Genomic DNA, 25211 nt, shown 5'->3' on the forward strand with positions numbered 1-25211 from the left:
GCCCTATCGTCAGTTGACGTCATGGGAAACATCAGTCGCTGTTTCCGGCAGGTTCCATTTCTGTAGAATCGTCTTCATCTCGCCGGTCGCCTGCAGGGCTTCAATCGCCTCCTTCAGCATTTGCCGGTCGCCATCGCTCTTCCTAAGATAGATGCCGTAGTTTTCACTTTCATCGTAGGTGTAGGGGATGCTCAGCCGACCGGAAACCTGAAGCATTCGATAGGCAGCAGTCGTATCCTGCGTGATCGTCGCCGTCGCCCGGCCGACCAGGATCTGCTCAATGACGCCGGACGCGGAGGGATAAGTCTGTGCCTGGATCGGCGCCTTGCCGGAAGATTCGAGTTCCACATTGAGATCGGCAACCATCTTTTCGTAAGATGTGCCGGCCTCGATTGCCATCACCTTGCCGCTGACATCCGCGGGGACTTTCGTCTCCGTGTCGCTCGCCGCGGTGACCATCACGACGTGAGAACCGAAATACGGAATTCCATCGTATTTTTCGAGGCGGGCCGGCGTGATCAGGATGCCGCTCGCGACAAGATCGCAGCGCTTGGAATCGAGTGATGGCAGCAATCCCTTGAAGTCGCCTACCACATATTCCGCTTTCGCGCCCCAGCGCTTGGCGATCGCGTCGATGACATCGACCTCAAAGCCGACAAGGTCTTTGTCACCCGGATTTTCATAATATTCCATCGGCGGAAATTCACCGCTGGTGCAGACCTTCAAAACACCGCCCGATACGAAATCAGGCTTCTGGTCGCCGGCAAGACTATTGCCCGCGCCAAAGAGGACGGCAAGCATAGTGCCTGCCAGTAAAGTCGTTCTCGTTCCTAGTATTGCAGTCATCATTGCTATGTTCCCTTTTTTTGCTTCTTGGATCGAATTTCTATGAAGTCGTATACGAACGCCTTTCACAGACAAGCTAAACTTTTAAGTTAAAAAAGCGCAGAATAACTAAACAATTGACCTAGCCCACCGCATTGAGGATCTGGCCGTAACTGTCGGTATCAAAGGCCGGAAGGATGAGCGGCTCGACATGGCCATCGCGGCGCGCCGTGAGCACGTATTGCATCATCGCTTCATTGCTCGGCATCTCGAAAACCTGCATGAAATCATAGGTCCCTAGTAGGGCGTAGAAGGCGATCGATTTCCCCCCTAGAGCGGCCACGCGATCCTCGCTGACCTTGCGGCGCTTGGCGCTGTCGGTCAGTTCGGCAAGCCCCTTTTGCGTCAGGCGCATCAACGAAACGTATTTCTGAGTCTCGCTCATTGCGGAGATTTTCCAAGCTTTTTCAGCCCTTCAAGCACGGCCGCAGTATTGGTTAGGGCGCCGAAAATGCCGTTCTCAACGGTGACCATGTGGAGTGCGGCCTCATGGGCATATTGATCGCCGCTGGCGCAGGCGTCGGAGATCGTTAGGCACTGGAAATTGCGGTCGCAGGCTTCGCGCAGCGTAGTGTGAACGCAGACATCCGTGGTGCAACCGGTGAACAATAAATGCGTGATGCCCTGCGCACGCAAAACATGCTCGAAATCGGTGTAGGTGAAGGCACTGTTGCAGGTCTTGTCGACAATGATGTCCTGCGGGCGCACGTCGAGTTCGGGAACGATTTGGAAGCCGGGGCTGGAGCGCAGCAGCGCATTCGTTCCATCGAGGCCAGACCGCTGCCGGCGCCATTTTTCATAAGGGGTCATGTCGGCAAGGTCTGCGCGATAGCCCTGCCGCGTGTGGATGATCCGGATGCCGGCCTCGCGGCAGGCGGCAATGAGCTGATTCACCGCGGGAAGGATCGCGCGAAGCGGCGCGGGATCATAACCCTGCCGGGCGAAATAACCCGTAGTGGAGAGGAAATCTTCTTGGAGGTCGATGATAACAAGCGCCGTCGTGCGCGCATCAAGATTGTCATCATAGGGGTAGTCGAATGGTGTTGCCGAGATCATGAAATAGGCTCCTCTTTGGCGATGGAATAACACTCTTAACAGTTTGAAAAAATCAATTTAAAATCACCAATATCGTTCTATAAAGCTAAACGATCAACCGGATATCCAGATGAGCCGCCTACCGCCCTACCTCCAATATCTCCCCGCTTTCGAAGCGACTGCGCGCCTCGGCAGCGTGAGGCAGGCGGCGGAGGAATTGAACCTCAGTCCGAGCGCGATTTCGTTGCAACTCAAGAAACTGAGCGTTGCGACGGGCATCATCCTGCTTCAGAAGTCGGGCCGGAATGTCGCTCTCACCCAGGCGGGCAGGGATTTTTCGCAGACAGTCGCCATATCCCTGGGTCAGCTCGATACGTCGACGCGGGCATCACGGAAGCTGACCTCCAGCGACCATCCCGCATCGCTATCGGTTTCCGTACCGACTGCGCTCGGGATCGCATGGCTGACAGCGACACTCGTCGATTTTGCTCAGGCGCACGGCATTTCCAACCTCACCATTAACGAGGCGATCACGGCCGCAGAGGTCGATTGGGCGGACAATGATCTGGCGATCGTCTATGATAATCCGCCGTTCACCGGAAAATACTGGCGCTCGCTTAGCGAGGTCCGGCTCTGTGCCGTGTGCTCGCCGACCTTGTTCCCCCGACTTGACCTGCGCAATCGGGACGGAAAGCTGAGCTCCGTCGCCCTGCTGCACGAAGACGACGGTGGGGAATGGGCGAAATGGTCCATCGCGGCCCGGATCGCCCTTGAGGGCAATACTCGTGTCCGGGTGAGCTCAGTGGCGCAGGCGATCGCTTCCGCCGTTCAGGGCCGCGGCGTGGCGCTCGTCTCGGATGTGCTGACGCGAAACTTCCTCAGCGAGGGGCGGCTTATCCAGCCGTTCTCCACTACGATCAATGCGGCGCGGGAATATTATATTGTCTGCGCGGTTGACCGCGCGAACGACCCCGTCCTGCGAACGCTGGCCGATCGCGTGGTAGAGGAGTTACGTCCAGGGCGGGATCAAAATGCTTGATCCGTCGAACGCCGATTGAGGAAGAGTTCTATGTCGCTGCCACCCCTTCATGCATTTCGTGTCTTCGAGAGCGTCGCGCGGCTCGGCAATGTCAGTGCGGCGGCGGCGGAGCTGCATGTGACGCCCGGTGCGGTCAGCCAGCAAATCCGCGCTCTCCAAGTGACGCTTGGCGTCGATCTATTTCAAAAACGCGGCAGGCAATTGGCTTTGACCCCGAGCGGAAGCCAGCTCCAGCGCTCTGTGGCAAGTGCCATGGACGCTATTCACACTGGGGTGCGCCAGCTCTCGACGCATAAATATGGCGGAGCACCAAAGCGGGCGCTGACCATCTCCATCCCACAAGTTCATGGCGTTGCCTGGCTCGCCACCCGACTTTTCACTTTTATGGAGGAAAGCCCAAATTTCCACTTGAAGGTTCTCACCTCCAGCCGCTTCCACGACGTCGACTGGCGCAAGACCGATGTCGCGATCGTTTATGGCATGCCACCGTGGCCGGGCTTCTGGTGTCGCCTGCTTCACGGAATCCGCATGACTCCAGTTTGCAGCCCCCAGCTCCTGCGTGGACCGAACGCCATCCGCCAACCCTCCGATCTCGCCTATCATCGACTGCTGCATGAGGATGACGGTTCGCAATGGCGACGCTGGCAGGCTGAAGCCGGCATTCCTTACGCTGGTGAGTCCGACGTGCACTTTGACGACTTCGGCATCGTGCTCCAGGCCGCCCGAGATGGCTTTGGCGTGGCGCTCAGCGACGAGGTCGTTTCGGCGCGCGATCTCAATGAAGGGCGCCTTGTTCAACCCCTTCAACTCAGTGTCCCTGCCCTTCACAATTATTATTGCATTTGCGCGGAAACAAGAAGGGAGACTGCCGAAGTGAACTCGTTCATCAATTGGCTAATCGAGGAGGCAGCAATGCCTTGAATGCCCACATGAACATTCAATGCGTTTGAATAAAACACTCGAGGTCTCAGACAGACTCGAACTGCCGATCAGGTTAAATTGAATCCGTTGGCGAGCGAGTTATTCAGCAAAAGCATCACCTACGGCCAAAGCCAGCGACCGGCTCGGGGCCGCCTGCGGTCTGACTGCTTCTCGAACACAAGAGACGAAAGCAGCCGGACCGCCGCGGTTCGCCGAAGTCCGCTATCGGCCCCGAAGCGGAGCGTCAAACCACCATTGTCGAGATCGCCGGCTGTTGTGACAACAGGTCGGCGAGCACTTCCATACTCCGCTTTACTTCCTCTAAGCTTTCCGGAGCGCCAAGTCCGATCCTGATCGCCTCCGGAGAGCTTGAGACAGCGAAGGCGTCGCTGGCGACGACGGCGACGCCGACAGAACGAAGTCTCGAAACGAGTTCGCCGCGTGTCCAAGGTTTCGGGACGTGCATCCAGACGTGGAACCCTCCAGATGAGGTCTCGGCATATTTGTGCAGCGTCGCGTTCAGGACTTGCAGCCTCTCGGCGCTCTCCCGGATGATCTCGTCGCGCACCATGTCCGCGAGCCCGTTCTCGATCCATCGCGAGGCAACCGCGCTGGTGAGCGGAGAAACCATGGAAGCCGAAGCGCGGATGGCGCTGGCGAGCCTGAGAGATCGTCCTTCCGGTACAGCGATGTAGGCGACGCGCAGGGCGGGAGACAGGCACTTCGACAAGCTCGCCACATGGTAGACGATATCTGGTGCGAGAGCGGCGAGCGGCGGAGGCGCGTCGGGAACCAGGGCACTATAGGCATCGTCCTCTATCACTGGGACATCATGCAATCGGGCTAGCTCAACCAACTCGCGACGCCGGGCGAGCGGCATGGTCCGCGTCGTGGGGTTGTGGAGCGTTGGCATGCAGTAGAGCGCCTTCGGCTCTCCATTCTGGCAGGCTCGCTCGAATGCCTTAGGAAGCAAGCCATGCTCGTCCATTTCCAGCGGCACGAGCTTCAGCTTCAGATGCGAGGCGACGGACCTGAATCCGGGATAGGTCAATTGCTCCGCGCAGACCGTGTCGCCCGGCTCTGTCAGAACGCTCAGCACAGCATTCAGCGCACCCTGAGCACCTGCTGCGACGAGGACGCGATCAGGAGCGGCATCCGGAAGTCTGCGCGACAGCCAGGACGTCGCGATCATCCGGTCCTCAATGATCCCTCCCGGCTCCTGGTAGCGCATTAGAAGGTCGAGACCCTGATCCTCGAGGTCCCTGACAGTTTCCCACATCCGGTGGGTGAGGGAGCGGTTCTGGAAACGCGGCGGCAGGTTCATGCTCATGTCGACCAGCCCTGAAGGCTGCGCGCGAGCTGGAGCGTGTCGCCGCGCCTTCACGTAAGTGCCTTGGCCAACGCGGCCTTCGATCAACCCCCGACTCTGAGCCTCCGCATAGGCGCGGCTTACTGTCGTAAAGTCGATTTCGAGGTCGTCCGCAAGCCTGCGCTGCGTCGGAAGGCGAGCACCCTCGGTAAGCTGTCCACTGCCAATGTCGGCAGCTAGCGCGTCAGCGATCGCAAGGTAGATCGGCCCGCCCCTGGAGCCGAGCTTCGGTATCCATGATGTCGCAGCCATGGGAGGGTCCGCCGTGATCCTATCAATCTGAATTATATGGTTCGTTTAACTCGATACAACTAAACGACCAGCAAAAAAAGAGGCTGCGAACATTAGCTACCAATTCATCTTTGGTAGCCGTCAGCCTGTCATCCAGGCCTGCGACGGTTTGTACAATTACCATATTGTTAGGAATATTGTATGTGTATTGTATGTAATCAATTCGTCCTGCGAGGATAACGACATGACCACCGAGTGGCCACCGCTTCCCCCCATTCGTACCGGCATTAAAGGCCTTTGCCCCCGTTGTGGACAAGGCCATCTCTTCGATGGCTTCCTGTCGCTGAAACCGCGATGCGAATCCTGCGGCCTGGATTACTCTTTTGCCGACCCTGCCGATGGCCCCGCTTTTTTCGTGATCTGCTTCACCTGCATCCCGGTCGTCGCCATCGCGGTCTACATCGAAGTTGTCTACTCGCCCGCGTGGTGGGTCCACCTGTTGACGTCAACCCCGCTCCTCCTGCTGACGTGCATTCTGCCGCTGAGGCCGCTCAAGGGCTGGCTCGTCAACAGCCAGTTTTTCTACAAGGCGGAAGAGGGCAAGATCGACCGCGACTATGTCAGGCCGAAAACGCCGCCCACCGCGTAAGGCAGAACTGAGAAGCCTCGGCTACCGCTCCTCATCCGCCGACGCTGTTTCGGCCGGATACCGCCATGGCGTTTCCGGGTCTTGAATTGCAGATGCTGGTGGGGATCCAGTTCGCCTTCACCGCCTCCTATCTTTGGGAATAAAAGCAATGACCAACAAATCGCTTCCGCTGTCGCCGGGCAAGACCGGGTTTAATGGCCCGGTACAATCCCCAACCGAGCCAAAGGATCGTCTGGGTATCTATGTGATCTGCTTCATATGTATAGTCGGTGTTGCGCTGGTGTGCTGGATACAGATTGCTTACTCGCCCTCTGTCTGGGCGCACCTTGTCATCGCTTTCCCTCCTGTGCTTCTTGCTTGTCTTCTGCCAATTCTGCTGTTGAAAGGCTGGCTCACAGGAAGCCGGCTCTGCATGAAGGATGAAGCGGAACGTATCGAAATTCCGGAGAAAGCAAGCGGCGTGAATATTCGAGCAGCCGCCTGACGATACACCTAAGCATCGCATTTGAATGGCTATGGCTTGCCCGGAGTAAGTCATAGCGCGTCGCTAATCTACATGAGAGCATATTATGGAGTGGACACCTATTGTCTTTGGCACGTTCAAGGCGCTGGTATTGGGCATTGGCATGTATTTCGCAGTCAAGTGGCACTATGATAAGGCGGGGACGGAGGAACGGCGAGCCGTCCTGCGCACGGGCGGCATGCTGGCCGTGGTCTTCCTTCTATTGCTTCTGGTCGTGGGGATCATTGTATATGTCCTCAGCAAAATGCTTGGTTTGGATTTGAGCCTGCCTTGACGGCACCACACCCAATGCGGCTGCGTCGCGCGGGAATGCGGGAACGACCCTTGAACGGGAACGTCGACAAGCGACAGGAACCGGACACTTGCTTGATCAGAAGCATTGGCCGTGGCTGGCTTCGGTATCGTGACGGCAGCCCGCCTCGGTGTCCGAGCCTTCTCTCAAAGATCCGCGATAGGAGAGTGGCGTCGATCCTCCTGGTTCTAGCGACAGCCGCGCCAGTGTCTGCGGCAGACTCTGAACGAGGCCGGCGCATCTACGAACGGTGCAGCTCCTGCCATGTTCTCGACGAGAAACGGAATGTGTTTGGCCCGCACCTAAAGGGAATCATCGGACGTAGGGCCGGGTCACTTCCAGACTACGCCTACTCCCAAGCCATGAGAGCTGCTAGCGAGGCAGGCCTCGTATGGGAAGAGCTGGCGCTGCGCGATTTCCTGTACAGCCCCAAGAAAAAGGTGCCGGGATCCAAGATGCGCTTCTGGGGACTCCGGCGCTCCGAAATCGACGACCTAATGGCCTATCTGAAGAGCTTGAAGTAATCCGCTTCGACGTCCGCTTCTGACGCATAGAAGACAAGGTCTTGCAACAAACTATGTGGCTGCCCTGATAACGACCTCCGCGACCGAAACTACGGCGCGCAACCGGACGCTATTGTTCCTGATGCCGCCCGCTCGCAAAGCTATTGAATTTGCCGGTATCAGCACATCTGCTAGATAGCTGAGGTTGCACGAAATATCGCTGCAAAGGCAAACTCAATAGGAGGAGCAATGACGGAGCCTTTCGAAGATCCTAGGTTACCTCACTTTTCTATAATGATGGATGACGGACAGCTAGCGTGGCCCGTGGCGGAGGCCAACGGTGTTACACTTGAGGTCTTCTACCATCGGCTTAGCATTCGCTGGTCCGGCCGAAAGGCAGCTACCCATCCCGCTCCCCTACGGCAGAGAAGATCACCGCCACAGCGGCCATCGATTAAGCTGTCGACATTCCTCGCTGACGGTCGATTAGCTTGGCCGGTTGCCGCATCACGAGGTGTAAGCCAAGCCTTATTCTACGCCCGGCTCAAACAGGGGATGACGCCGGATGAAGTGACGTTCATGCCGGTGATGCCGCGGGGATGGCGGCACCGCCATGATTAGCGGAATGAACACGCGACGCCTACGGCTGCGGCTACCGATGCTGCATGGCGCGCAGCTTCGAACGTTCGAGTGGAGGGCAGGTCTTGGGAGGCCGAGAAACAATCTCTATGACGATATTGAGGGCGCAAAGCTGATCGAACCCAGCGAGAGGCTCTCTGAGCACAAGGACGCGGCCCCACAACGCGTGGGGCCGCTCCTCTTCAGATTTCCGTCCGCTCGGCCAGTTCAAGGGCCACCATTGGACAGAGGGAGAACGCGCAGTTCCCACTCCCATAACGGGGCCGGGTGCGGCCTGGCGGGTTCTGGAGGCGAACGGACTAAAGCTGCCTTTCGCTGAAGCACAGACCTCGCGCTGCTGTGACAAATGCTGGCGAACCAAATTTTCTAATCCGCCTTGCCACGGAAGCGATCAGCGGCAGGTAAAAGGCACGCCTGCCGAGCGGCCCTTAGCGGCGACATCGAAAACTGAGACCGCACGTAGCATTTTCGTCGTCTTTGCCGAAAAGCACGATCTGCTTGCGCCGGAGCTCAGTGTTGGTGCCACTTTGCGCTACCACCGCGGTAGTGCCCCCATATGCGATACGCCTTCGGCGCCGACCACCGGGATGTCGCTCGTAAATTACTTGTCGAGGTCCGTTTCATGAAGCTCAGATGGATCAGGTTTAAGTTCTTCACTCGTATATTTCAGTGATTTGCCAGTTAATGATCCCAAGGGGAATGATAGATGATGCTGCAAAGATCGACGCGTTTAAAATCCGGGTCTTTGAGTGCCAGGAAGTCATCGTTGAACGTTCCAAACGTCGTGTGGGGACGATTCTTCATCCCTTCATAGAACGCGTCAATCATCCTGCTGTTGAAGTCGGCGCCCCGAGGGAAGGCGGTCACGACCGTGTCACGCTGCTCTGCGCTGAATTCATCGTAGCCCCGACCAGCCACATCCATTCCCGCGCCCGACTGGACGAGGAATATTTCAGGGTGCATGTGCTCTGGAATGCCAGGCGTCGTATGAAGAGCGATAGCGTTCCAGACCTTCTCAATGTCGCGTTCCGGGATGTCGTAGGCGCGCAGGAAATCGCGAGCGGCAAAGGCGCCGTCCACCTCGAACCGGCGCTGACTGTCATGATAGCCGGCGGTCAGACCGATGTCGTGGAACATGGCGGCGACATAAAGCAACTCCGCGTCGAACTTTAGGTCCATCCGTTGCCCCTTGATGGCTCCCCAGAAAAAAACGCGACTTGAATGCAAGAATAGCAGATCGCTTTCCGTATCGTGGATGAACTGCGTCACGTCCCGCGCGAGCTTGCTGTCGGGAATAGTCACACTGGTATTGGTCATGGTTTCACCGTCTCCTGATGTTCATGCCGTGGCGATTTGACCACCGGCATCGGTGACCGCAGCAGGTGGCGCTCGAAAGCTGATCGCCAATCTATTATAGGCGTTCATCAGACCGATCGCGATAGTGAGATCGGCGAGCTGCTGGCCATCGAATACGACAGAGGCTTCGGCGAACTCGTCGTCGGGGACGCCGGTCTGCGCAACGCAGGTCACGGTTTCTGCCCATGCCAGCGCCGCACATTCGCTTTCGCTGAACAGGCCTCCCGCCTCGCGCCAGGACTGGACAAGCACGAGCTTCTCCACATTCATCCCATCCTTCAGCAGGTCACGTGAATGCATGTCGATACAGTAAGCGCAGCCATTGATCTGCGAAATGCGCAGGTAAACGAGCTCGACGAGCGACTTTGGAAGTGCCGATCGAGTGATGTGCCCGTAAACGCCGGCGAGCGCCTTCACTCCCGCCGGCGAGGCAGCGTTGTAGTCCAAACGTTGGGTCATTGGATGGTCTCCTTGATGGCAGTGGGTTGATCACCCCTGCGGCGCCTCGATGTCGTAAGAAATCCGTCCGGAGGGAAGAAAGAAGAATGCTATCAGCGCGCCGCCTCTCGCCTCGGGATAGTGATGGCTTCCGGGCGCAGGAGCGGTCCATCCGGCATGGCACCATCCAAGCGGCCCCATTAATTCGGCCGACGGCTCCAGCGGGACGACGAGATTGAATTCGCCATAAGGGTGAAGGTGGTAGTCTCCCCTGAAGACAGGCTCATGTTCACCAACACGGGCTGGGGCAAGGTTGCCGCCACGGCTGTCCATATAGACCGTCGTCAGGCTGAAAAAGTGCGATCGTTCGCAGGGTTCAAGGAGACGGCTACGACGGTAGTGCCGGCCCGCTATCTCAATATTGGCCGCCCATCCATGCTCCACTCCCCGCCTCACTCGGACAGCCAAGTCTTCGTAGACGGGGCTACCGGGGCGGTGCGTACCATTCAACCAGCGCTCCATATCCTCGCCGGGTGTCCTGTGCTTGATCGTCCCGATAAAGGCGACAGCGGCTTCGATCAATTCATCCCGTTCCGTCATTGTGGTTCTCCAAAAATTGTTAGAATCCGTAAAGCGATGCGATGTCTTCGATTGGTGCTTTTGTGCGGACGGCACTTGGCCCATTCCGGATCGCCGAACCCCATGGACATGCCGCAGACCACCATTTCCTCCGGTCGCAAAGAAAGCTCTCGGCGAATGACGGCGTGATAGCGGGAGAAGAACTCCTGCGGGCATGTGTCCAGGCCTCGTGCCCGAGCCGCCAGCATCACGTTCTGAATGAACATCCCGAGATCGAGCCAGCTACCCTTTTCCAGGCGCCGATCGATTGTGAAAATCAGCCCCACGGGCGCGTCGAAGAAACGCAAGTTCCTTGCCGTCTGCATGGCGCGCGCGGCATGGTCGTCGGACGTGATGCCAAGCGCGCCATAGAAGACGGCGCCAAATTCTTTCCGACGCGACGCGTAAGGTTCGGAAAGATCTGAAATAAGGTAAGTGTATTCCGAGGTATGTGCCGCGGGCTCCGTCTCGTGCGCTACCTCCAGCGCTTCGATCAGACGCGCCTTTGCAAGACCTGACACCACATGCACGTGCCACGGCTGCACGTTCGCCCCGGTCCCAGCATAGCGTGAAACCTCGATGATATCCGTTGCAGGATCCACGGGACGATCGAGATAGAAGCGATTGGCAAATCGACCCCGCATGACGCCATCGACAGTCACTACCGTATCAGAAATACTTGCTGCGTCGCTGCTCATGATCGTCGTCCATCTTTGGTTGGATCAACGCATGATTGACCCCGAGAGTCGTTTCAGGAAGTGCAATGTTGACAATATGAAAATGCATGGCATGCATTATGGTTAGGCGGGACCAAAGAGACATTGCCCATGAAAAACCTGGACCTCAATCTGTTGACGGTGTTCGATGCCGTCATGCGGGAGCGGAATGTGCTGCGCGCCGGACAATCGATTGGGCTCAGCCCGTCAGCCGTCAGTCACGGCTTGTCCCGGCTTCGCGGCATCCTGCATGATGATTTGTTTGTCCGAACAGCCGCTGGGATGGTGCCGACGGCCCGCGCGAGCGAGATGGCACCTCTCATCCGAGACGCGCTCGTAACGGTCGACAGAGCTTTTGGGCCGCCGGAGTTCAGAGCCGATACATCAACCAGCACCTTTTGCCTCGCCGCTACCGACTACATAACTGCGGTTTTGCTTCCACAATTCCTGCGAGACCTCTTGGACAGCGCGCCGGGCGTTTCAATCACGATCCTGCCCGCAACGAGAATCGACCTAACGGCGCAGATTGATGTCGGACGCGTAGACCTTGCTCTTGGCTCCTTCCTCGATATTCCCCATCGCCTCCGCGCGCAGTCGCTTTTCGATGAGCGGGATGTGCTCATTATGGCTCCCGATCATGCGCTTGCTGGCGGGCCTGTCACGATCGAGCAGCTTTCCGCGCTGCCATTGTTCGTGGTGGCTGCCGGTGGCACTGAGGATGGGCACATCTCCGAGCGCGGCTTGATCCGCCGCATGGAGATGTTCGACCGAACCACGCTGGAAGCCCAGTTTGCAAAAATTGGTGCGAACCCCAACCTGCGGCTTGTCCAGCCCCATTTCCTCGCGCTGCCGGCGCTCGTCTCAGGGACTTCAGCAGTAGCGATTGCGCCGGCGAGGCTCGCGGATGTCTTTCGCAAATCGGGTCTGGTGGCGGTCTGCGAACTTCCTTGGACCGCGCCGGCTGCTTCAGTCCAGATGATATGGCACAACCGACTGAGCAAAAATCCGGCGCATCTATGGCTGCGATCCAAGCTTGCAGAAGCGGCGCGGGCAGAGGGAGATTTGGTGTAGAGGACGAACTGACCGCCGGGTTCCGAACTGGCGATCCCGATCTCCCTCTCCTACCCCCAGGATAGGCTTTCTCCATTGCAGCTACCGTCACTCCGGGCTGACAACAGCGATCAATCGCGCGGGGGTAGAGATCCAGCTCCAACAATGTCACCTCGCCCCGTCACGTGGATACGGAGGCTTGATGGCAGATTTCCGCCCCTCAATGGCAGGATCGAGCCCCTGAAGCGAATTGATCGAACACCCTAAACAGACGGAATATAGGGTTGGCGGCGATTGATCGCCCGCCCCGGCGCAGGTGTGCCGCTCACCTTTAAAAACAGGAGGTTTTCCAATGACAAACGAACCCAAGGTCGTCGCCGGCGTTAAAATCCCTGATAGCGCGATGGCGAAAGCTGCAACAGAACTGGTCCGCGACACCGAGACGGATCTTCTCTTCCATCACTCCAGCCGCGTCTTCCTTTTCGGCGCCCTGACTGGCGAACGCAATAAGCTTAACTACGATCCCGAGCTTCTTTATATCGGAGCGATGTTCCATGACATGGGGATCATGGATCAGTATGCCAGCGACACCGAACGTTTCGAAGTTGACGGCGCCAATGCCGCGCGTGACTTTCTCTCGGGCTACGCCATGTCGGAACGCGACGTCGATGACGTCTGGGACTCGATCGCCTTGCACACGACACCGGGAATTCCCCAGCATAAGCGACCGACGGTCGCGCTCGTGACCGCCGGCGTCGAAATGGACGTTCTCGGAATTGCCTATGACAGTTTCACCGATGCGCAGCGCCACGAGGTCTGCACATGCCATCCGCGCGGACTGAAGTTCAAGCACGGCATTCTGTCTTCCTTCTGCCTGGGCACGATGAGAAAGCCGGAGACCACATTCGGCAATGTGAAGGCCGACGTGCTCGGCTACATGGACCCAACCTACAAGCGCGAGAACTTTGTCGATCTCATCCTGAACTCGAAGTGGGAAAGCTGATTGGCATCGTCATTTGATCAAAAACTGATCCCGGTACTGGGTGGGCAGGATTCCGAGGCGCTTTACAAAGACCTCGCGCATGCGCTTGGGATTGCCAAATCCGCATTCGTGGGCAATGAGTTTCAAGGGTTTTCTGGTTCCTTCCAGCATGGAGCGCGCCGCATCGACGCGCGCTCTTTCAACGAACTGGGCCGGTGTGGAGCCGGTCGTTGCGACGAATGCCCTGGCAAAATTACGCTCGCTCATCGCGGTTGCAGTTGCGAGTTCGCCGACAGACAGATCTCGACCGAGGTGTCCCATGACGTAAGTAATGACCCCGGAAATTGGCGATCCGGCGTCCAAAGTGAATTCGATGTAAGGGCTGAACTGCGACTGCCCACCCAATCTCTGAGCAACTACGACAAGCCGCTTGGCTACAGCCAGTGAGACGGCCGGTCCATGATCCTCACGAACCAATGCCAGCGCCAAATCGATGCCTGCAGTCACCCCAGCCGACGTCACCAGAGGACCGTCACGCAGGTAAATCCGGTCATAATCGACATCTGCATATGGATATCGCATGGCCAGTTGTTTGGCATTTTGCCAATGGGTCGTGACTTTCCGGCCATCGAGAAGGCCTGCCGCGCCAAGCAAAAAAGCGCCGGTACACACGGAGCCATAAACCCCGCTGAGCGCTGCCAGACGCTGAATGCAATCGACAATTTCGGCCGCTGCCTCAGAGGTCGGCAATGACGGGCCACCCGGCACGAGAAACAGATCAATGCGACCCTTGGTTTCCGCATAGCCAAGGTTCGACGCTAGGATCATGCCATTCGAAGCCGTAACATACCGATCGGACGGCCCGATCGTCCTAATCTCATAATGCTGATCCGGCTCGATAAAAGCGTTGGCCTCGGCAAAGACATCCAGCGGTCCGGCAACATCCAGTGATTGGACGCCCTCAAAAACTAGCATGCCGATTGTCTTCATCGACGCGTCCTCTCGTAAAACAATCCACACGCCAATACAACCAAGCGTTCCGGCGTTCAATTTTGAATTTTGGCGACCAATATCAAGGAGGGTACGTGCGTCCCTCGATTTCTTCGCGGATTTCGAAGCCGCGTCGACCGATGGTGTCGTCGGACAAGGGCTCGGCACGGCGAGTTAAAGAGTGTCTTTGTTCAAGAGAGGGACAAAATTTGCAATCTGGTGTCCTTAAATTGGAGGCTGCCGAAGAGGCGCGTGATGAACTACAGTCCGACGGGCCCCGTCGTTTGGCTTTTGCGGGATGTCGAAACCTGGCTCATCACCAATCGACCACGCTACAGGACAAAACTCTGTTGGAATCAGGAGGGGGACGGCCGTCGGACATTAGGCGTCGCGCGTTCCCACTTGTAGCTTCAGGAGTTGAGTGGGAGTAACGACAGCGTTAGCCTGCCTAATGGCCGGGCCTGTAGCTAAGCATTAGCGAATAGAACGCGGTTAAAAGCAAGGAGGGAAATGCAAAGCAGAAGGCCCATAAGCTTCGATTTCAATGAGCTCGTTGCGCGACCCCCCCATTTTTTCATAATTTGAAGAACGGTTGGGATTTACCGCTCACGCGCTGTGCGGGCTACCTCACGTTTAGTCGAGATGGGACCGTCAGTGGCAGTGTACGCGGGCTGTGCTCCGATCCGTAGGGCAACACGGCGGGCGGGCGAGCTCTTCCGGCATCCCCCTCCCTGTGCGGAAGCGGAATTTTAAGCGCTTACCCTATCAATACGACAACAGGAGAGCTGCGAACTTGAATCATGTCGGGTTCAAACCCTATCGATGGATTTCGCAGCCAGAGCTCGTTGGTCGCATTTGCTACACAATAGCGCGATTATACTGGATTAATCCGTGACGCAATGAGGCGATACAGCCGCTCGCAGGATTTTTCCGCGTTTCTCTCGTGAACATTTGTTATGCCCAGCAGCAGACCCTTACGTCGCGTGTCGCCCATGTACCACGGTGACAGCGGTACGGGAGCGAGGCCGAAGGGCAGCGCCTCAAGTACCGCTTTCGCGTCATCGAAAGTGTCAGGCAGGTCGAGGCGAACCGACAATCCGCTTATTCGGTGTACCGGACGACCGAACAACTTATCCAGTCGGTTGGCGACGTCTATTTGTCGAAACCGGTACAGACGCTTCATCCGCCTTAGGTGACGAAGGTAATGCCCATCGGCCATAAATTCCGTGACGGCGCACTGCACAGCCGAATTAGGTGAAGGTGCCAGACAAGCGGCAACTTCACCGAACAACTCCGCTGCGCGCACTGGTACGACTAGGAATCCCAGCCGCAAGGAAGGTGAGATCGTCTTGCTGAAAGTGCCGATATGGAGGACATGTCCGTTCTTGTCAGCGGACGCTAGCGCGGGTGCCGCCCTGCCCTGAAGTTGGAGTTCGCCGAGATAGTCGTCCTCGATGATCCAGGCATCGCGTTCGCCGGCCCACTCCAGAAGCTCGTGCCTGCGAGATGCGGACATCGTAACGCCAAGAGGAGCTTGCTGCCCCGGTGTGACTAAGGCAAGTGTGGCTTCGCCAGCGACTTGCCTGCCTTTGGCCACGCTCAAGCCGTCGGCGTCTACGGGAACGGCGCGGACGTCTACGCCCAAATGGGCGAGTGCAATCCGGGTCAACGGAAAGCCAGGCTCCTCGAACCATGCTATCCTCCCTTCGAGACGCAACGCTCCGGCGATCAGACCAAGCGCTCCTGAAAATCCGGCGGTGACGATAACCTGCGACGGATTGCAATGGAGGTTCCGGGCTATAGCCAGATAGGCTGCGATCTCTTTTCTCAGGTCAATATCACCTCTTGGATCGGGATAGCTGACCGGAGACGCCGCGGCTATGCGCGCGCTTCGCGCCATGAGCCGGGACCACAGCTTAAACGGAAAGGCATCCTGTGACGGCACGCCCATCTGAAATGGCAAGGGCACGGTGCCGAAGTCGTAGAAGAGTTGTGGCAGTGGAGGACGTACCGCAGTGGGGGCACTTGGTTTCCCTCCAAATGAATGTTCCGCCACCCACGTGCCGGCAGGCCCACGGGAGACGATGAGCTGCTCGTCGATCAGTCGTTCATAAGCCACCCGCACGGTGCCCCTCGAAACGCCAAGCTGAACGGCAAGATCCTTCCAGGACGGCATCCGGCTGCCAGCCTGCATGACGCCGTCCGAGATGGCATCACGGATCCCGGAATAGATCTGGCCAGCCAACGGCGACTTCAAGGACTGATCGAGGAAGAACGGCAGCGTCGGTTTCATGTGGCGATGGTACAGGATTTCTCTCAAGTCATGGTGCTGTTTTTCGCACCCTGGAAGATTGAATGTCTCGTCACAAGATCAGCGAAAGGAACAGACAAGACATGCGTACATTCCCTAATATAATCGGGACTGCCGCCATTGCCCTGATGGCGACGACGTCGGCGCAGGCGCACGATCCTGTAGCCAAGAGCGAGACCGTCTCACCGGTGTTCAACAAGGAACTCCCTAACATTCCCGGCAAACGCATCGTTGCCGCGGTCGTGAGCTATGAGCCTGGTGCAAAGTCGCCATCCCACACTCACGCCAACTCGGCGTTCATCTACGCATTCGTCCTCTCCGGGGAGATCCGCAGCCAGGTCGGCGACGAGGCAGCCAAGGTCTACAAGACCGGGGAAAGCTTCTTCGAGAACCCCGGCAGCCATCACCGCATCAGCGAGAATGCCAGCAACGAACAGCCGGCATCCCTGCTCGCGGTGTTCGTCCTCGATGTCGACGACAACCAGCTCACAACTCCAGACAAGAAGTGAACCGACCCATGAACGCTCGTATGGACTACACGGCTATCGCCCCTGGTGGGATGAAGGCGCTCGGATCCGTCTACGGCTACGTCAGCCAGTGCGGCTTGCCGACATCGCTCGTCGACCTCGTCTACCTCCGGATTTCACAGCTCAACGGTTGCGCCTACTGCATCGACATGCATTCGCGCGATTTGATCAAGAACGGTACCACGGTCGAGAAGCTCGTCCTTGTTCCCGCTTGGGCAGAAGGTGGCAGCCTGTTCACTGAAAAGGAAAAGGCCGCTCTGAAGTGGGCCGAGACCGTCACCCGCGTCAGCGACACCCACGTTGAGGATGCCGCCTACGACGAAGCTGCCTTGGCCTTCACGGAAAAGGAACTTGTAGACCTGACGATCGCCATCGGTTTGATGAATACGTACAATCGCATGGCCATCAGCTTTCGCACGACGCCCGCTGCGGCCGAGTAGCTGATCGGGCCGGAGCCTCGGATGCCTCGTCCACAATTAGCGAGGCATCGACTACCGCCCCACAACGTGATTCTATTATTGTGAATTCACGACTGCGCTTACGCCTGTTGAGACAAGATCGTATCGACGCATTTTGCGTGGTGCCGGGGCTGCAGATGCCGGCTGCACCGAGGTTGGATCAATTTAATTCGGTCACGCTGCACGAAGCAGAAACGGGCCGAGACCAAACACTGTTTCACATTAGAAATGGGAGATTGTCATGAATGATGACCGAGCTGCCGCCCCCCAGAACTCTTTGCCTTCCAAAATCAGGGCGGTCCGCGTCCATGAGTTCGGCGGAATTTCCGCGATGAATGAAGAAGAAATCGACTGTCCTGTTCCGACCGCCGGGCAGGTTCTCGTGAAAGTAGCCGCGGCTGGCGTCGGCCCATGGGACGGTTGGATCCGAAGCGGCAATAGTGTCCTGCCGCAGCCATTACCATTGACCTTGGGTTCCGATCTCGCAGGAACCGTCGTGCAGCTTGGCCCAGACGTGACTGCGTTTGCCGTTGGAGATGAGATTTTCGGCGTGACCAATCCACGGTTTACCAACGCCTACGCACAGTACGCGCTTGCCGACGCGAACATGATATCGAAGAAGCCAGGCATACTGAGTTTTGTGGAGGCCGCGTCCGTCCCCGTCGTTGCCTCGACTGCGTGGCAGATGCTGTTTGATCGCGGCGGTGCGGTGACAGGAACGACAGTGTTAGTCCTCGGAGGAGCAGGTAATGTTGGCGCATACGCTGTGCAGTTCGCTGCCCAGGCTGGAGCGCGGGTGCTGGCATCAGCGTTGCCGGACAAGGTCGAATACGTCAAGAGGCTGGGCGCGGTCGTTGTGATCGAAAGCACCGCGGCAGGGTTACCCGAACCCATTGAACAAGTCGACCTCGTAGTTGATGCGGTCGGGGGACAGTCCCTCCCGGACAGCTTCAACTGGGTGAAATCAGGAGGCCGTATCGTCTCTGCAGTTTCCGTGCCTGATCGGGAAATCGCTAAACAGAAAAACGTGGATGCATTCTTCCACCTGGTCCGGGTTAATTCACCCGGCCTGGAAAAGATTGCCGAAATGATCGGCGGTGGCAAGATCGCAACCCGTGTCGGAGACGTCCTTGAATTGAAGAACGCTCGGCTAGCGCACGAAATGCTCGAGGGAAAGCGGCACAAGCCCGGAAAGATCGTCCTCACAATACCGCACTGACTTTAGCCTCAACATAACGATGTAACCGAAGGGAGATACCGATGAATATCCTCCTCAGATCGCTTGCAATCATGACTTTAGCGCTTTCCGGGACGGCGTTCGCCTTTTTCGCGCAGGAGCCCAAGGCCGAGACTGTGACGCCCGTCTTCAACAAGGCATTGCCAAATGTTGAAGGCAAGAACCTGACCGCGGCACTGGTGAGCTATCCTCCAGGGGCGAAGTCGCCGTCGCACAGGCATGCGAGCTCGGCGTTCATCTTCGCATACGTTCTCTCTGGCGAGATTCGCAGTCAGGTCGATGGCGGCGAAATCTAGGTCTATAAGGTCGGAGAGACCTTCTTCGAGAACCCTGGCTCCCACCACACCGTCAGTGAAAATGCGAGCGAGACGGTTCCCGCGAGCCTTCTCGCAGTGTTCATCGTCGACGCCGGTGATGCGGCGCTGACAACACCAGACGCCAGCTAGCAGTCGAACGGCCGCTCGGCACGACACTGAATCCGATGCTCGGATTGCAGGGCCGCACGGCGGGCCTGCCTTTTATGCAACAGCCGTTGGTCGGCACTGTGGGCTGCCTGCTGCCCAAATTGCCTTGAGGATCAATCCGCGGACATCCTGTTCCAACTCGGACTTTACAGTGAGGCGGCTGTGCTTCTCGAGCAGAGAACCTTCGATTCCCCCGATAAGGCATCCGCGAGACATGACTTGGCGGGCGGCGGCCTATGGTCATCTAGGCAGGATCGAAGAGGCGAAGGGGTGTGGGGACGTATTTGTCCAGGCAGTGCGCACTCTGTGGATCGGTGACCCCGTCGCAGGACCAGCGGAATACGTCGACTGGCATATCGATGTGTCATATCTGCGCGAGCCGAAGGATGTGGAGCGCCTACGCGCTGGTCTACGTCTTGCCGGCTTGCCGGCCTGAAGCGGCGTGGGGGCCTGCGGACATTCACCCTTCTGCCAAAGTAGCGGAGCTCAATTCTAGCCCGCCTTGCCTGGTCTGATAGGTATATCCATAAAGACGATGTAGGGCATGAGGTCGTCGGGATAATCGTTGTAGGCGGGACAGTCGCGGAAACCGACCGACCTATACAAAGCGATCGCCTCGTTGAACAAGTTGGCGGTGTCGAGGCGCATGAGTGCGTAGCCGTCGCTTCGTGCAGCATCGATCGATGCCATGCAAAGCCGTCGCCCCGTGCCGCGACCCTGACCGCCCTTCCGAACGAAAAGCCGCTTCATCTCACACACAGTGTCGGACAGCTCCCGGTAGGCGATACACCCAACCACCTCGTCTCGTGAGAGCGCGAGAAACGCTCGGCCGCTCGGCGGACCGTAGTAGGACGACAACTCTTGCAATTCCTGCTCAAGCGACTGATGGCTGAACGCGGCGTCAACGAACCAACTATCCGCGGCATATCGTTCGCGACACCAGTCGACATACTCGCGTATCAGCGTCGCAAACTCGCGATAGTGCTGGCTCGTCGTGGCAGAGATGACTACGTCCCTCGACATTTGCATGCCTCCCCAAAAGCTCCCAACGTAGCTTACCAGAGACGCCCACGGCTGTCGTAGCGTCTCGTGAATGACCGCAATTCGCTCGGTCCGGACGTGACCGCTCGAATAGCAGACTGACTGCTTCCAGGAACTAAAGCGCGTGCTGTGGACGACCGGCATGAAGGCGCGTTTCGGACCGGCTGCTAAAGCCAGGATCGGTCGGCAAGTCTGGGGCCGTGAGGGGACCGTCCGATGTTGGAGTGCGGAAGGGAGAGAGCGGACATCCAAACATCTGGCGATGTGGTCCCAGTTCGGCCAGCAGCGGACTGGCAACTTCAGGCTGCGGATATTCAAAGAACGGACGTTCGGGTGGGCACGGACATCGTTGTAACCTGACCCTGAGTGGGCTTTACGAACGACCGCGTTGGACGCCCCGAGAGTATTACAGAGCAGTCATTGCGTGGGGCTACAACGTCGGCTGCGTCCACATGAGCCATGGCCAACTCGATCGCAACCAAGATCGCTCTGAGCAGCGGCTAAAGTTCTTTCTTGCCCTCTGTCTCCCTGCTATCGTGGAAGTTAGGAGACAGCGCCATGAGCGAGAACCGAAAGCTGGCTGCAATCCTGGCCGCGGACGTGGTTGGGTACAGCCGGCTTGCCGGCGCCGAGGAGGACCTTACCCTGGCGAGGTTGCGGACACTGCGCAGCGATCTCATCGATCCGACGATCGCCGTGCACCATGGCCGGGTGGTGAAGCGCACCGGCGATGGTGCGCTGGTCGAGTTCCGCAGCGTGGTGGACGCCGTGCGCTGCGCCATTGAGGTGCAGAACGGTATGGCGGAGCGCAATGACGGCGTCCCGCAGGACCGTCGCATTGAGTTCAGGATCGGTATTCATTTGGGCGACGTCGTCGAGGAAAGCGACGGCGACCTGATGGGCGATGGCGTCAACATCGCCGCGCGATTGGAGGGCGTCGCGGCGGCGGGCGCGATCTGCCTATCCGAGGATGCCTATCGCCAAGTCAAGGCGAGGCTCGACCTCTCGGTCAGCGATCTCGGCAGCACGCAGCTCAAGAACATCGCCGAGCCGATCCGGATCTATTCGCTGCAAGTCGGCAGCGCAGGGACCAAGTTGGCCGCGACCTCGGAAACCGCGACGAGCCAGCCGGCGACGGCAGCGTCGCCGAAGCTGTCGATCGCCGTCCTGCCCTTCGCCAACATGAGCGGTGACGCCGAACAGGAATACTTCGCCGACGGCATCTCGGAAGACATCATCACAGCGCTATCGAAGCTGTCGCAGCTCTTCGTCATCGCTCGCAATTCGTCGTTCATCTTCAAGGGCAAGAACGTCCATGTGCAGGAGGTGGGCACGAGGCTGGGCGTGCGGTATGTGCTTGAGGGCAGCGTACGCAAATCGGGGAACAGGGTACGCATCACCGCGCAGCTCATCGACGCGACCACCGGCGGGCATCTATGGGCGGAACGGTTCGATCGCGACCTCACCGACATATTCGCGGTTCAGGACGATGTCACGCAGCAGATCGTCGGCGCGCTGGCGGTCAACCTGACAGAGGGCGACCGGCAAAGACTTGCGCCGGGGCAGACCCGGCACCCCGAGGCGTATGACTGCTTCTTGCGTGGCCGGGAACTGTGGCACCGGCTGACGAAGCAAACGAACAGCGACGCCCGCGACCTTTTGCAACGTGCCGTCGAACTTGATCCGAACTTCGCCTCGGCGCACGCGGTCCTCGCCCTTACCCACGCGCTCGACTACCTGAACCGGTGGAGCGCGTTGCCGCAGCGCTCGATCGAGCAAGCCGAAGAGGCTGCGACGCTGGCGGTAGCGCGGGATGATAGCGATCCCGTGGCGCACTGGTCGCTGAGTCTGGTCAACCTTTACTCGCGACAGCACGATGGAGCCATCAGCGAGGCCGAGCGTGCGATAGTCCTCAATCCGAACTTCGCCGAAGGGCAGGTCAGCCTCGGCGAGGCACTTGTCTATTCAGGCAGATCCGAGGAGGCACTCGCCTATTTCGATCGGGCGAGGGTCCTGAACCCCTACTTTCCGGATATCGTTCTTCACTTTCAGGCCTGGGCCTTGTTTCAACTGCTAAGGTACGAAGAGGCCGTCGAACTGTTGCTGCAGCGCGTGAGCCGCAACCCCGTCACCGATGTCTCGCGCGCGCTTCTGGCTGCCTGTTACGGGCACCTCGGCCGTTTCGAAGAGGCTCGCGCGACGTGGCAAGAGGTGCTCCACGTCAATCCCGACTACTCCTTGGAATACCGTCGCAAAGTCTTGCCCTTCAAGAACCCCGCCGATTTCGAGCTCGTCATGGAGGGGCTACGCAAGGCCGGTGTCGTACAATGACGGTGATTAATGTCCGATCTTGAAACTGTTGCCCATTTGCACAGAGGACGAAATAGTCAGTGCCGGCGCAACAACGACCTCCAGCGTGATCGCCAGCAAGATCTGCTTTCAGGAAGCTGCGAAACCACCCTCTATGGCCGACGTGGGGGCGCTTTCGAGCCATGACGGCAGTCGGCCGGAAGCGGGCGTTCGCCGTGCGCTTGACACCAATGCGCCCTCGCTGGATCATCCGGCCTTGGAGAATACTCATGGACATGGTTACGCTGGACTACTTCCGAGAGCCGGGCCCGCATTCCACGGCGAAGAAGAATAAGGTCGGGCTGGCAGGCGCTCCAACGGACATCGCCGACCTAGCCGCCTGGATTCAGGGAAGAATGCTTCACGAACACTGGGCGTCGAGATATGGCGAAGAGCTGACCCCGGAGCGGCGTGAACTCTCGCAAAGGAGATCGGTGGACGCCGTACTGGACGGCCTCCTTGCGGGGGGCAATTCACACCGTCCTGCTGCGGGTCGCGCGGTTGGTGTCTGCAGCCATTTCTCGCTGCTCGCGGTGTCGGCCTTGCGAGCGAACGGCCGTGCGGCTAGGTCGCGGTGCGGTTTCGGCACTTATTTTGCTCCCGACAAGGCGATCGACCACTGGGTGGTGGAGGTCTGGAATGGTGATCGCTGGCGGATGGTCGATTTTCAGATCGATGACTTTCAGCGTGCAGAACTGGGGCTGGTCTTCGACACTCTCGACTTGCCGTCGGGTGAGTTCCTGCTGGCCGCCCAGGCCTGGCAACTCTGCCGGCGTGGCGAGGACGACCCCAATCGCTTTGGCATCTTCGATGAAGGCGGCTTCTGGTTCATCGCCTCAAATATGATCCGTGACCTCGCCAGCCTGAACAAGGTCGAGATGCTGCCGTGGGACGACTGGGGGGCGATGCCATCCCCAGACGCGGAGAGCAGCACCGAGGAACTGCGACGCTTCGATCATTTGGCGGAGGTCCTGCTCGACCCCGACCGTCATAGGGAAGAGCTCCGTTTATTCTATGGCGCTCCAGGGTTCGGCATGCCTGGAGAGGTCTTCAATGCTGTCAGGCAGGTTCGTGAGACGGTTTCGGTCGCGCAGTAGGTACTCAAAGCTCGTCGGCTGAAGTTCTGCATGCTCGGGTACTATGCGACCGCAGATTCCAATGACCGCTGTGCAGACGCAATCCGGACGTTGGTCATCCGAACAACGCGGCGGATTTATTCGCCTAGAATTTAAATCGCCGAAATCCTCAGGCGGATTGAGCGAATGTTTTCGCTTCCGCAACGGGAGCCAGTCCGAAATGATCCCGTAGTGTGGTGCCTTGGTACTCCTTCCGGAACAGCCCTCGCTTCTGAAGGATAGGTACCACCTCCTGGGCGAACAGTTCCAGTTGGCTGTTGATGATCGGCGGCATAACGTTGAAACCGTCCGCCGCAGCCGAGGCGAACCAGTCTTCCACAATATCAGCAATTTCCTCCGGGGTGCCTGCGACCGCAAAATGCCCGCGCGCGCCTGCGAGCTTGCGCAAAAGCTGCCTGAGCGATAGTCCCTCCCGCAGTGAAATGTCGACGTAGCCAATCACTCTGCTTTTGGACGCCTCGACCTGGTTGGGATCCGGAAAATCATCCCGCTTCAGCGGACGATCAAGCGGTAGACCTGTGAAGTCATGCCCGCCGAATCTCGCGGACAGGCGCGCCAGCCCGACATCTGTGCTCGTGAGTGCGTCGAGCTCTTCCCAGACCAGCTCGGCTTCGCGTTTCGTAGATCCGATTGCCGCGCTGATACCTGGCAGAATGACGATATCCTGTGGGCGACGCCCATACGCCACACTGCGGTTCTTGATGTCAGAATAGAACGTCTGCGCGGATTCTTTAGTCATATGCGCAGTGAAGATCGCCTCGGCCCGTCGTGCGGCAAAGGCTCTACCGGCATCGGACTGGCCTGCCTGGATATAAACAGGGCGTCCCTGCGGACTGCCAGGAACATTCAGTGGACCCTTAGTGCGGTAATGCTCGCCTTCGAAGTTCACGGGGATGACCCGGTCTGTGTCCAGATATTGGCCGCGTTCGCGGTCATCCAAAACGGCGTCCGACGGAAAGCTCCGCCAAAGCGCATCGACGGCCTCGACGAATTCTTCGGCGAGCTTGTACCGGTCTCCATGTTCGATGTTTTGCTGCAAGCCGTAGTTTGCACCGGCTTCAGCCGCCCACGATGTGACGATGTTCCAGCCCGCCCTGCCGCCTGACAGGTGATCGAGCGTGGCGAACTGCCGTGCCAGCGTGTACGGCAAACTATATGTCGTGGACGCCGTTCCGATCAGGCCGATTTTTTGAGTTTTCGCAGACAGAAGCGAGAGGAGGACGATCGGCTCAAGCGAGCCGGATGCCGCCAACCCGCTGCTGTTGGGAGCAACAAGCGTGTCTGCGAGAAATACGGCATCGAATTTCGCGGCTTCCGCGATGTGAGCCGCCTCGACGTATAAGTCGAGGTCGGTGAGCGCCTTGTGGTTGGATGCCGGATGTCGCCATGCGCCTTCGTGGTGGCCGCGAGACATCAAGAACAGATTGAGGTGCAACTGTCGCGACATGACGG

Annotated in this window: 25 protein-coding genes and 1 pseudogene; 14 read left to right on the top strand and 12 right to left on the bottom strand. The window is 58.4% G+C overall.

All coding sequences use genetic code 11. The features are described from left to right. Positions 1–9 precede the first annotated feature (9 nt). From ACP7BS_RS09035 to ACP7BS_RS09045, 3 genes are read right to left on the bottom strand one after another with little or no spacing between them, the layout of a single operon-like run. Positions 10–915: a transporter substrate-binding domain-containing protein gene (locus tag ACP7BS_RS09035; RefSeq protein ID WP_426238058.1), complete on the bottom strand. Its 906-nt coding sequence runs from the start codon at positions 913–915 to the stop codon at positions 10–12. Between the two features lie 52 nt (positions 916–967). Further along, positions 968–1270: a GYD domain-containing protein gene (locus tag ACP7BS_RS09040; protein ID WP_426230379.1), complete on the bottom strand. Its 303-nt coding sequence runs from the start codon at positions 1268–1270 to the stop codon at positions 968–970. Then, positions 1267–1941, bottom strand: coding sequence for a cysteine hydrolase family protein (locus tag ACP7BS_RS09045; protein ID WP_426237717.1), 675 nt, complete (start codon positions 1939–1941; stop codon positions 1267–1269). The genes ACP7BS_RS09040 and ACP7BS_RS09045 overlap by 4 nt, the downstream gene beginning before the upstream one ends. 109 nt (positions 1942–2050) lie before the next feature. On the opposite strand from ACP7BS_RS09045, the gene ACP7BS_RS09050 reads away from it, so the two are divergent. Together ACP7BS_RS09050 and ACP7BS_RS09055 are read left to right on the top strand one after the other, a co-directional pair. Beyond that, entirely contained in the window at positions 2051–2959 is a 909-nt protein-coding gene (locus tag ACP7BS_RS09050; RefSeq protein WP_426230381.1) for a LysR substrate-binding domain-containing protein, read from the top strand. Between the two features lie 30 nt (positions 2960–2989). Further along, entirely contained in the window at positions 2990–3880 is an 891-nt protein-coding gene (locus ACP7BS_RS09055) for a LysR substrate-binding domain-containing protein (RefSeq protein WP_426237719.1), read from the top strand. Between the two features lie 244 nt (positions 3881–4124). On the opposite strand, the gene ACP7BS_RS09060 is transcribed toward ACP7BS_RS09055, so the two are convergent. Beyond that, positions 4125–5501, bottom strand: coding sequence for a PLP-dependent aminotransferase family protein (locus ACP7BS_RS09060; protein WP_426237721.1), 1377 nt, complete (start codon positions 5499–5501; stop codon positions 4125–4127). Positions 5502–5724: 223 nt separating this feature from the next. On the opposite strand from ACP7BS_RS09060, the gene ACP7BS_RS09065 reads away from it, so the two are divergent. The 4 genes from ACP7BS_RS09065 (at position 5725) to ACP7BS_RS09080 (ending at position 7468) form a co-directional block, all read left to right on the top strand. Further along, on the top strand, positions 5725–6129 hold the full coding sequence (locus tag ACP7BS_RS09065; protein WP_426230384.1) for a DUF983 domain-containing protein: 405 nt from the start codon (positions 5725–5727) through the stop codon (positions 6127–6129). A gap of 148 nt (positions 6130–6277) precedes the next feature. Then, the gene (locus tag ACP7BS_RS09070) at positions 6278–6613 is read left to right on the top strand and encodes a DUF983 domain-containing protein (RefSeq protein WP_426230385.1); all 336 of its coding nucleotides are present in this window, start codon (positions 6278–6280) and stop codon (positions 6611–6613) included. 85 nt (positions 6614–6698) lie between these two features. Continuing rightward, positions 6699–6926: a hypothetical protein gene (locus ACP7BS_RS09075; protein ID WP_426230386.1), complete on the top strand. Its 228-nt coding sequence runs from the start codon at positions 6699–6701 to the stop codon at positions 6924–6926. A gap of 50 nt (positions 6927–6976) precedes the next feature. Beyond that, positions 6977–7468, top strand: a complete 492-nt coding sequence (locus ACP7BS_RS09080) for a c-type cytochrome (protein WP_426237723.1) — start codon at positions 6977–6979, stop codon at positions 7466–7468. Between the two features lie 1299 nt (positions 7469–8767). Here ACP7BS_RS09080 and ACP7BS_RS09085 read toward each other — a convergent pair. From ACP7BS_RS09085 to ACP7BS_RS09100, 4 genes are read right to left on the bottom strand one after another with little or no spacing between them, the layout of a single operon-like run. Then, entirely contained in the window at positions 8768–9403 is a 636-nt protein-coding gene (locus tag ACP7BS_RS09085) for an HD domain-containing protein (RefSeq protein WP_426230387.1), read from the bottom strand. Between the two features lie 21 nt (positions 9404–9424). Then, the gene (locus ACP7BS_RS09090; protein ID WP_426230388.1) at positions 9425–9901 is read right to left on the bottom strand and encodes a carboxymuconolactone decarboxylase family protein; all 477 of its coding nucleotides are present in this window, start codon (positions 9899–9901) and stop codon (positions 9425–9427) included. 30 nt (positions 9902–9931) lie between these two features. Next, complete coding sequence (locus ACP7BS_RS09095; RefSeq protein WP_426237725.1) at positions 9932–10480, bottom strand: DUF4863 family protein; 549 nt, start codon at positions 10478–10480, stop codon at positions 9932–9934. After that, positions 10477–11196, bottom strand: coding sequence for a nitroreductase (locus tag ACP7BS_RS09100; RefSeq protein ID WP_426237727.1), 720 nt, complete (start codon positions 11194–11196; stop codon positions 10477–10479). Before ACP7BS_RS09100 ends, ACP7BS_RS09095 begins: the two co-directional genes overlap by 4 nt. A gap of 129 nt (positions 11197–11325) precedes the next feature. Between ACP7BS_RS09100 and ACP7BS_RS09105 the strand changes: the two genes are divergently transcribed. Together ACP7BS_RS09105 and ACP7BS_RS09110 are read left to right on the top strand one after the other, a co-directional pair. Next, complete coding sequence (locus tag ACP7BS_RS09105) at positions 11326–12285, top strand: LysR family transcriptional regulator (RefSeq protein ID WP_426230391.1); 960 nt, start codon at positions 11326–11328, stop codon at positions 12283–12285. A gap of 331 nt (positions 12286–12616) precedes the next feature. Next, positions 12617–13267, top strand: a complete 651-nt coding sequence (locus ACP7BS_RS09110; protein WP_426230392.1) for an HD domain-containing protein — start codon at positions 12617–12619, stop codon at positions 13265–13267. A 9-nt stretch (positions 13268–13276) separates the two neighbouring features. Here ACP7BS_RS09110 and ACP7BS_RS09115 read toward each other — a convergent pair whose 3' ends face one another. Continuing rightward, positions 13277–14236 carry a GlxA family transcriptional regulator gene (locus ACP7BS_RS09115; protein WP_426237729.1) on the bottom strand — a complete coding sequence of 320 codons (960 nt, stop codon included), beginning with the start codon at positions 14234–14236 and terminating at the stop codon, positions 13277–13279. 874 nt (positions 14237–15110) lie between these two features. Next, complete coding sequence (locus tag ACP7BS_RS09120) at positions 15111–16529, bottom strand: PLP-dependent aminotransferase family protein (RefSeq protein ID WP_426230394.1); 1419 nt, start codon at positions 16527–16529, stop codon at positions 15111–15113. 101 nt (positions 16530–16630) lie between these two features. Here ACP7BS_RS09120 and ACP7BS_RS09125 point away from each other — a divergent pair, with 101 nt between their 5' ends. From ACP7BS_RS09125 to ACP7BS_RS09140, 4 genes and pseudogenes are all read left to right on the top strand, one after another. Then, complete coding sequence (locus ACP7BS_RS09125; protein ID WP_426230395.1) at positions 16631–17056, top strand: cupin domain-containing protein; 426 nt, start codon at positions 16631–16633, stop codon at positions 17054–17056. 8 nt (positions 17057–17064) lie between these two features. Continuing rightward, entirely contained in the window at positions 17065–17514 is a 450-nt protein-coding gene (locus tag ACP7BS_RS09130; protein WP_426230396.1) for a carboxymuconolactone decarboxylase family protein, read from the top strand. A gap of 259 nt (positions 17515–17773) precedes the next feature. Next, positions 17774–18751: an NADP-dependent oxidoreductase gene (locus tag ACP7BS_RS09135; RefSeq protein WP_426230397.1), complete on the top strand. Its 978-nt coding sequence runs from the start codon at positions 17774–17776 to the stop codon at positions 18749–18751. A gap of 47 nt (positions 18752–18798) precedes the next feature. After that, positions 18799–19215: pseudogene (locus tag ACP7BS_RS09140) on the top strand (cupin domain-containing protein). A 510-nt stretch (positions 19216–19725) separates the two neighbouring features. Here ACP7BS_RS09140 and ACP7BS_RS09145 read toward each other — a convergent pair. Then, entirely contained in the window at positions 19726–20256 is a 531-nt protein-coding gene (locus ACP7BS_RS09145) for a GNAT family N-acetyltransferase (protein WP_426230398.1), read from the bottom strand. Positions 20257–20832: 576 nt separating this feature from the next. On the opposite strand from ACP7BS_RS09145, the gene ACP7BS_RS09150 reads away from it, so the two are divergent. Together ACP7BS_RS09150 and ACP7BS_RS09155 are read left to right on the top strand one after the other, a co-directional pair. Beyond that, a complete protein-coding gene (locus ACP7BS_RS09150; RefSeq protein ID WP_426237731.1) occupies positions 20833–22605 on the top strand; it encodes an adenylate/guanylate cyclase domain-containing protein in 1773 nt (590 codons plus the stop codon). Positions 22606–22853: 248 nt separating this feature from the next. Continuing rightward, complete coding sequence (locus ACP7BS_RS09155) at positions 22854–23720, top strand: transglutaminase-like domain-containing protein (protein WP_426237733.1); 867 nt, start codon at positions 22854–22856, stop codon at positions 23718–23720. 148 nt (positions 23721–23868) lie between these two features. Here the strand turns inward: ACP7BS_RS09155 and ACP7BS_RS09160 are convergent, their stop codons facing one another. Beyond that, on the bottom strand, positions 23869–25206 hold the full coding sequence (locus tag ACP7BS_RS09160; RefSeq protein ID WP_426230401.1) for an LLM class flavin-dependent oxidoreductase: 1338 nt from the start codon (positions 25204–25206) through the stop codon (positions 23869–23871). Positions 25207–25211 lie beyond the last annotated feature (5 nt).

This window comes from Pararhizobium sp. DWP1-1-3 (assembly GCF_049896125.1).
Lineage (GTDB): Bacteria > Pseudomonadota > Alphaproteobacteria > Rhizobiales > Rhizobiaceae > Pararhizobium.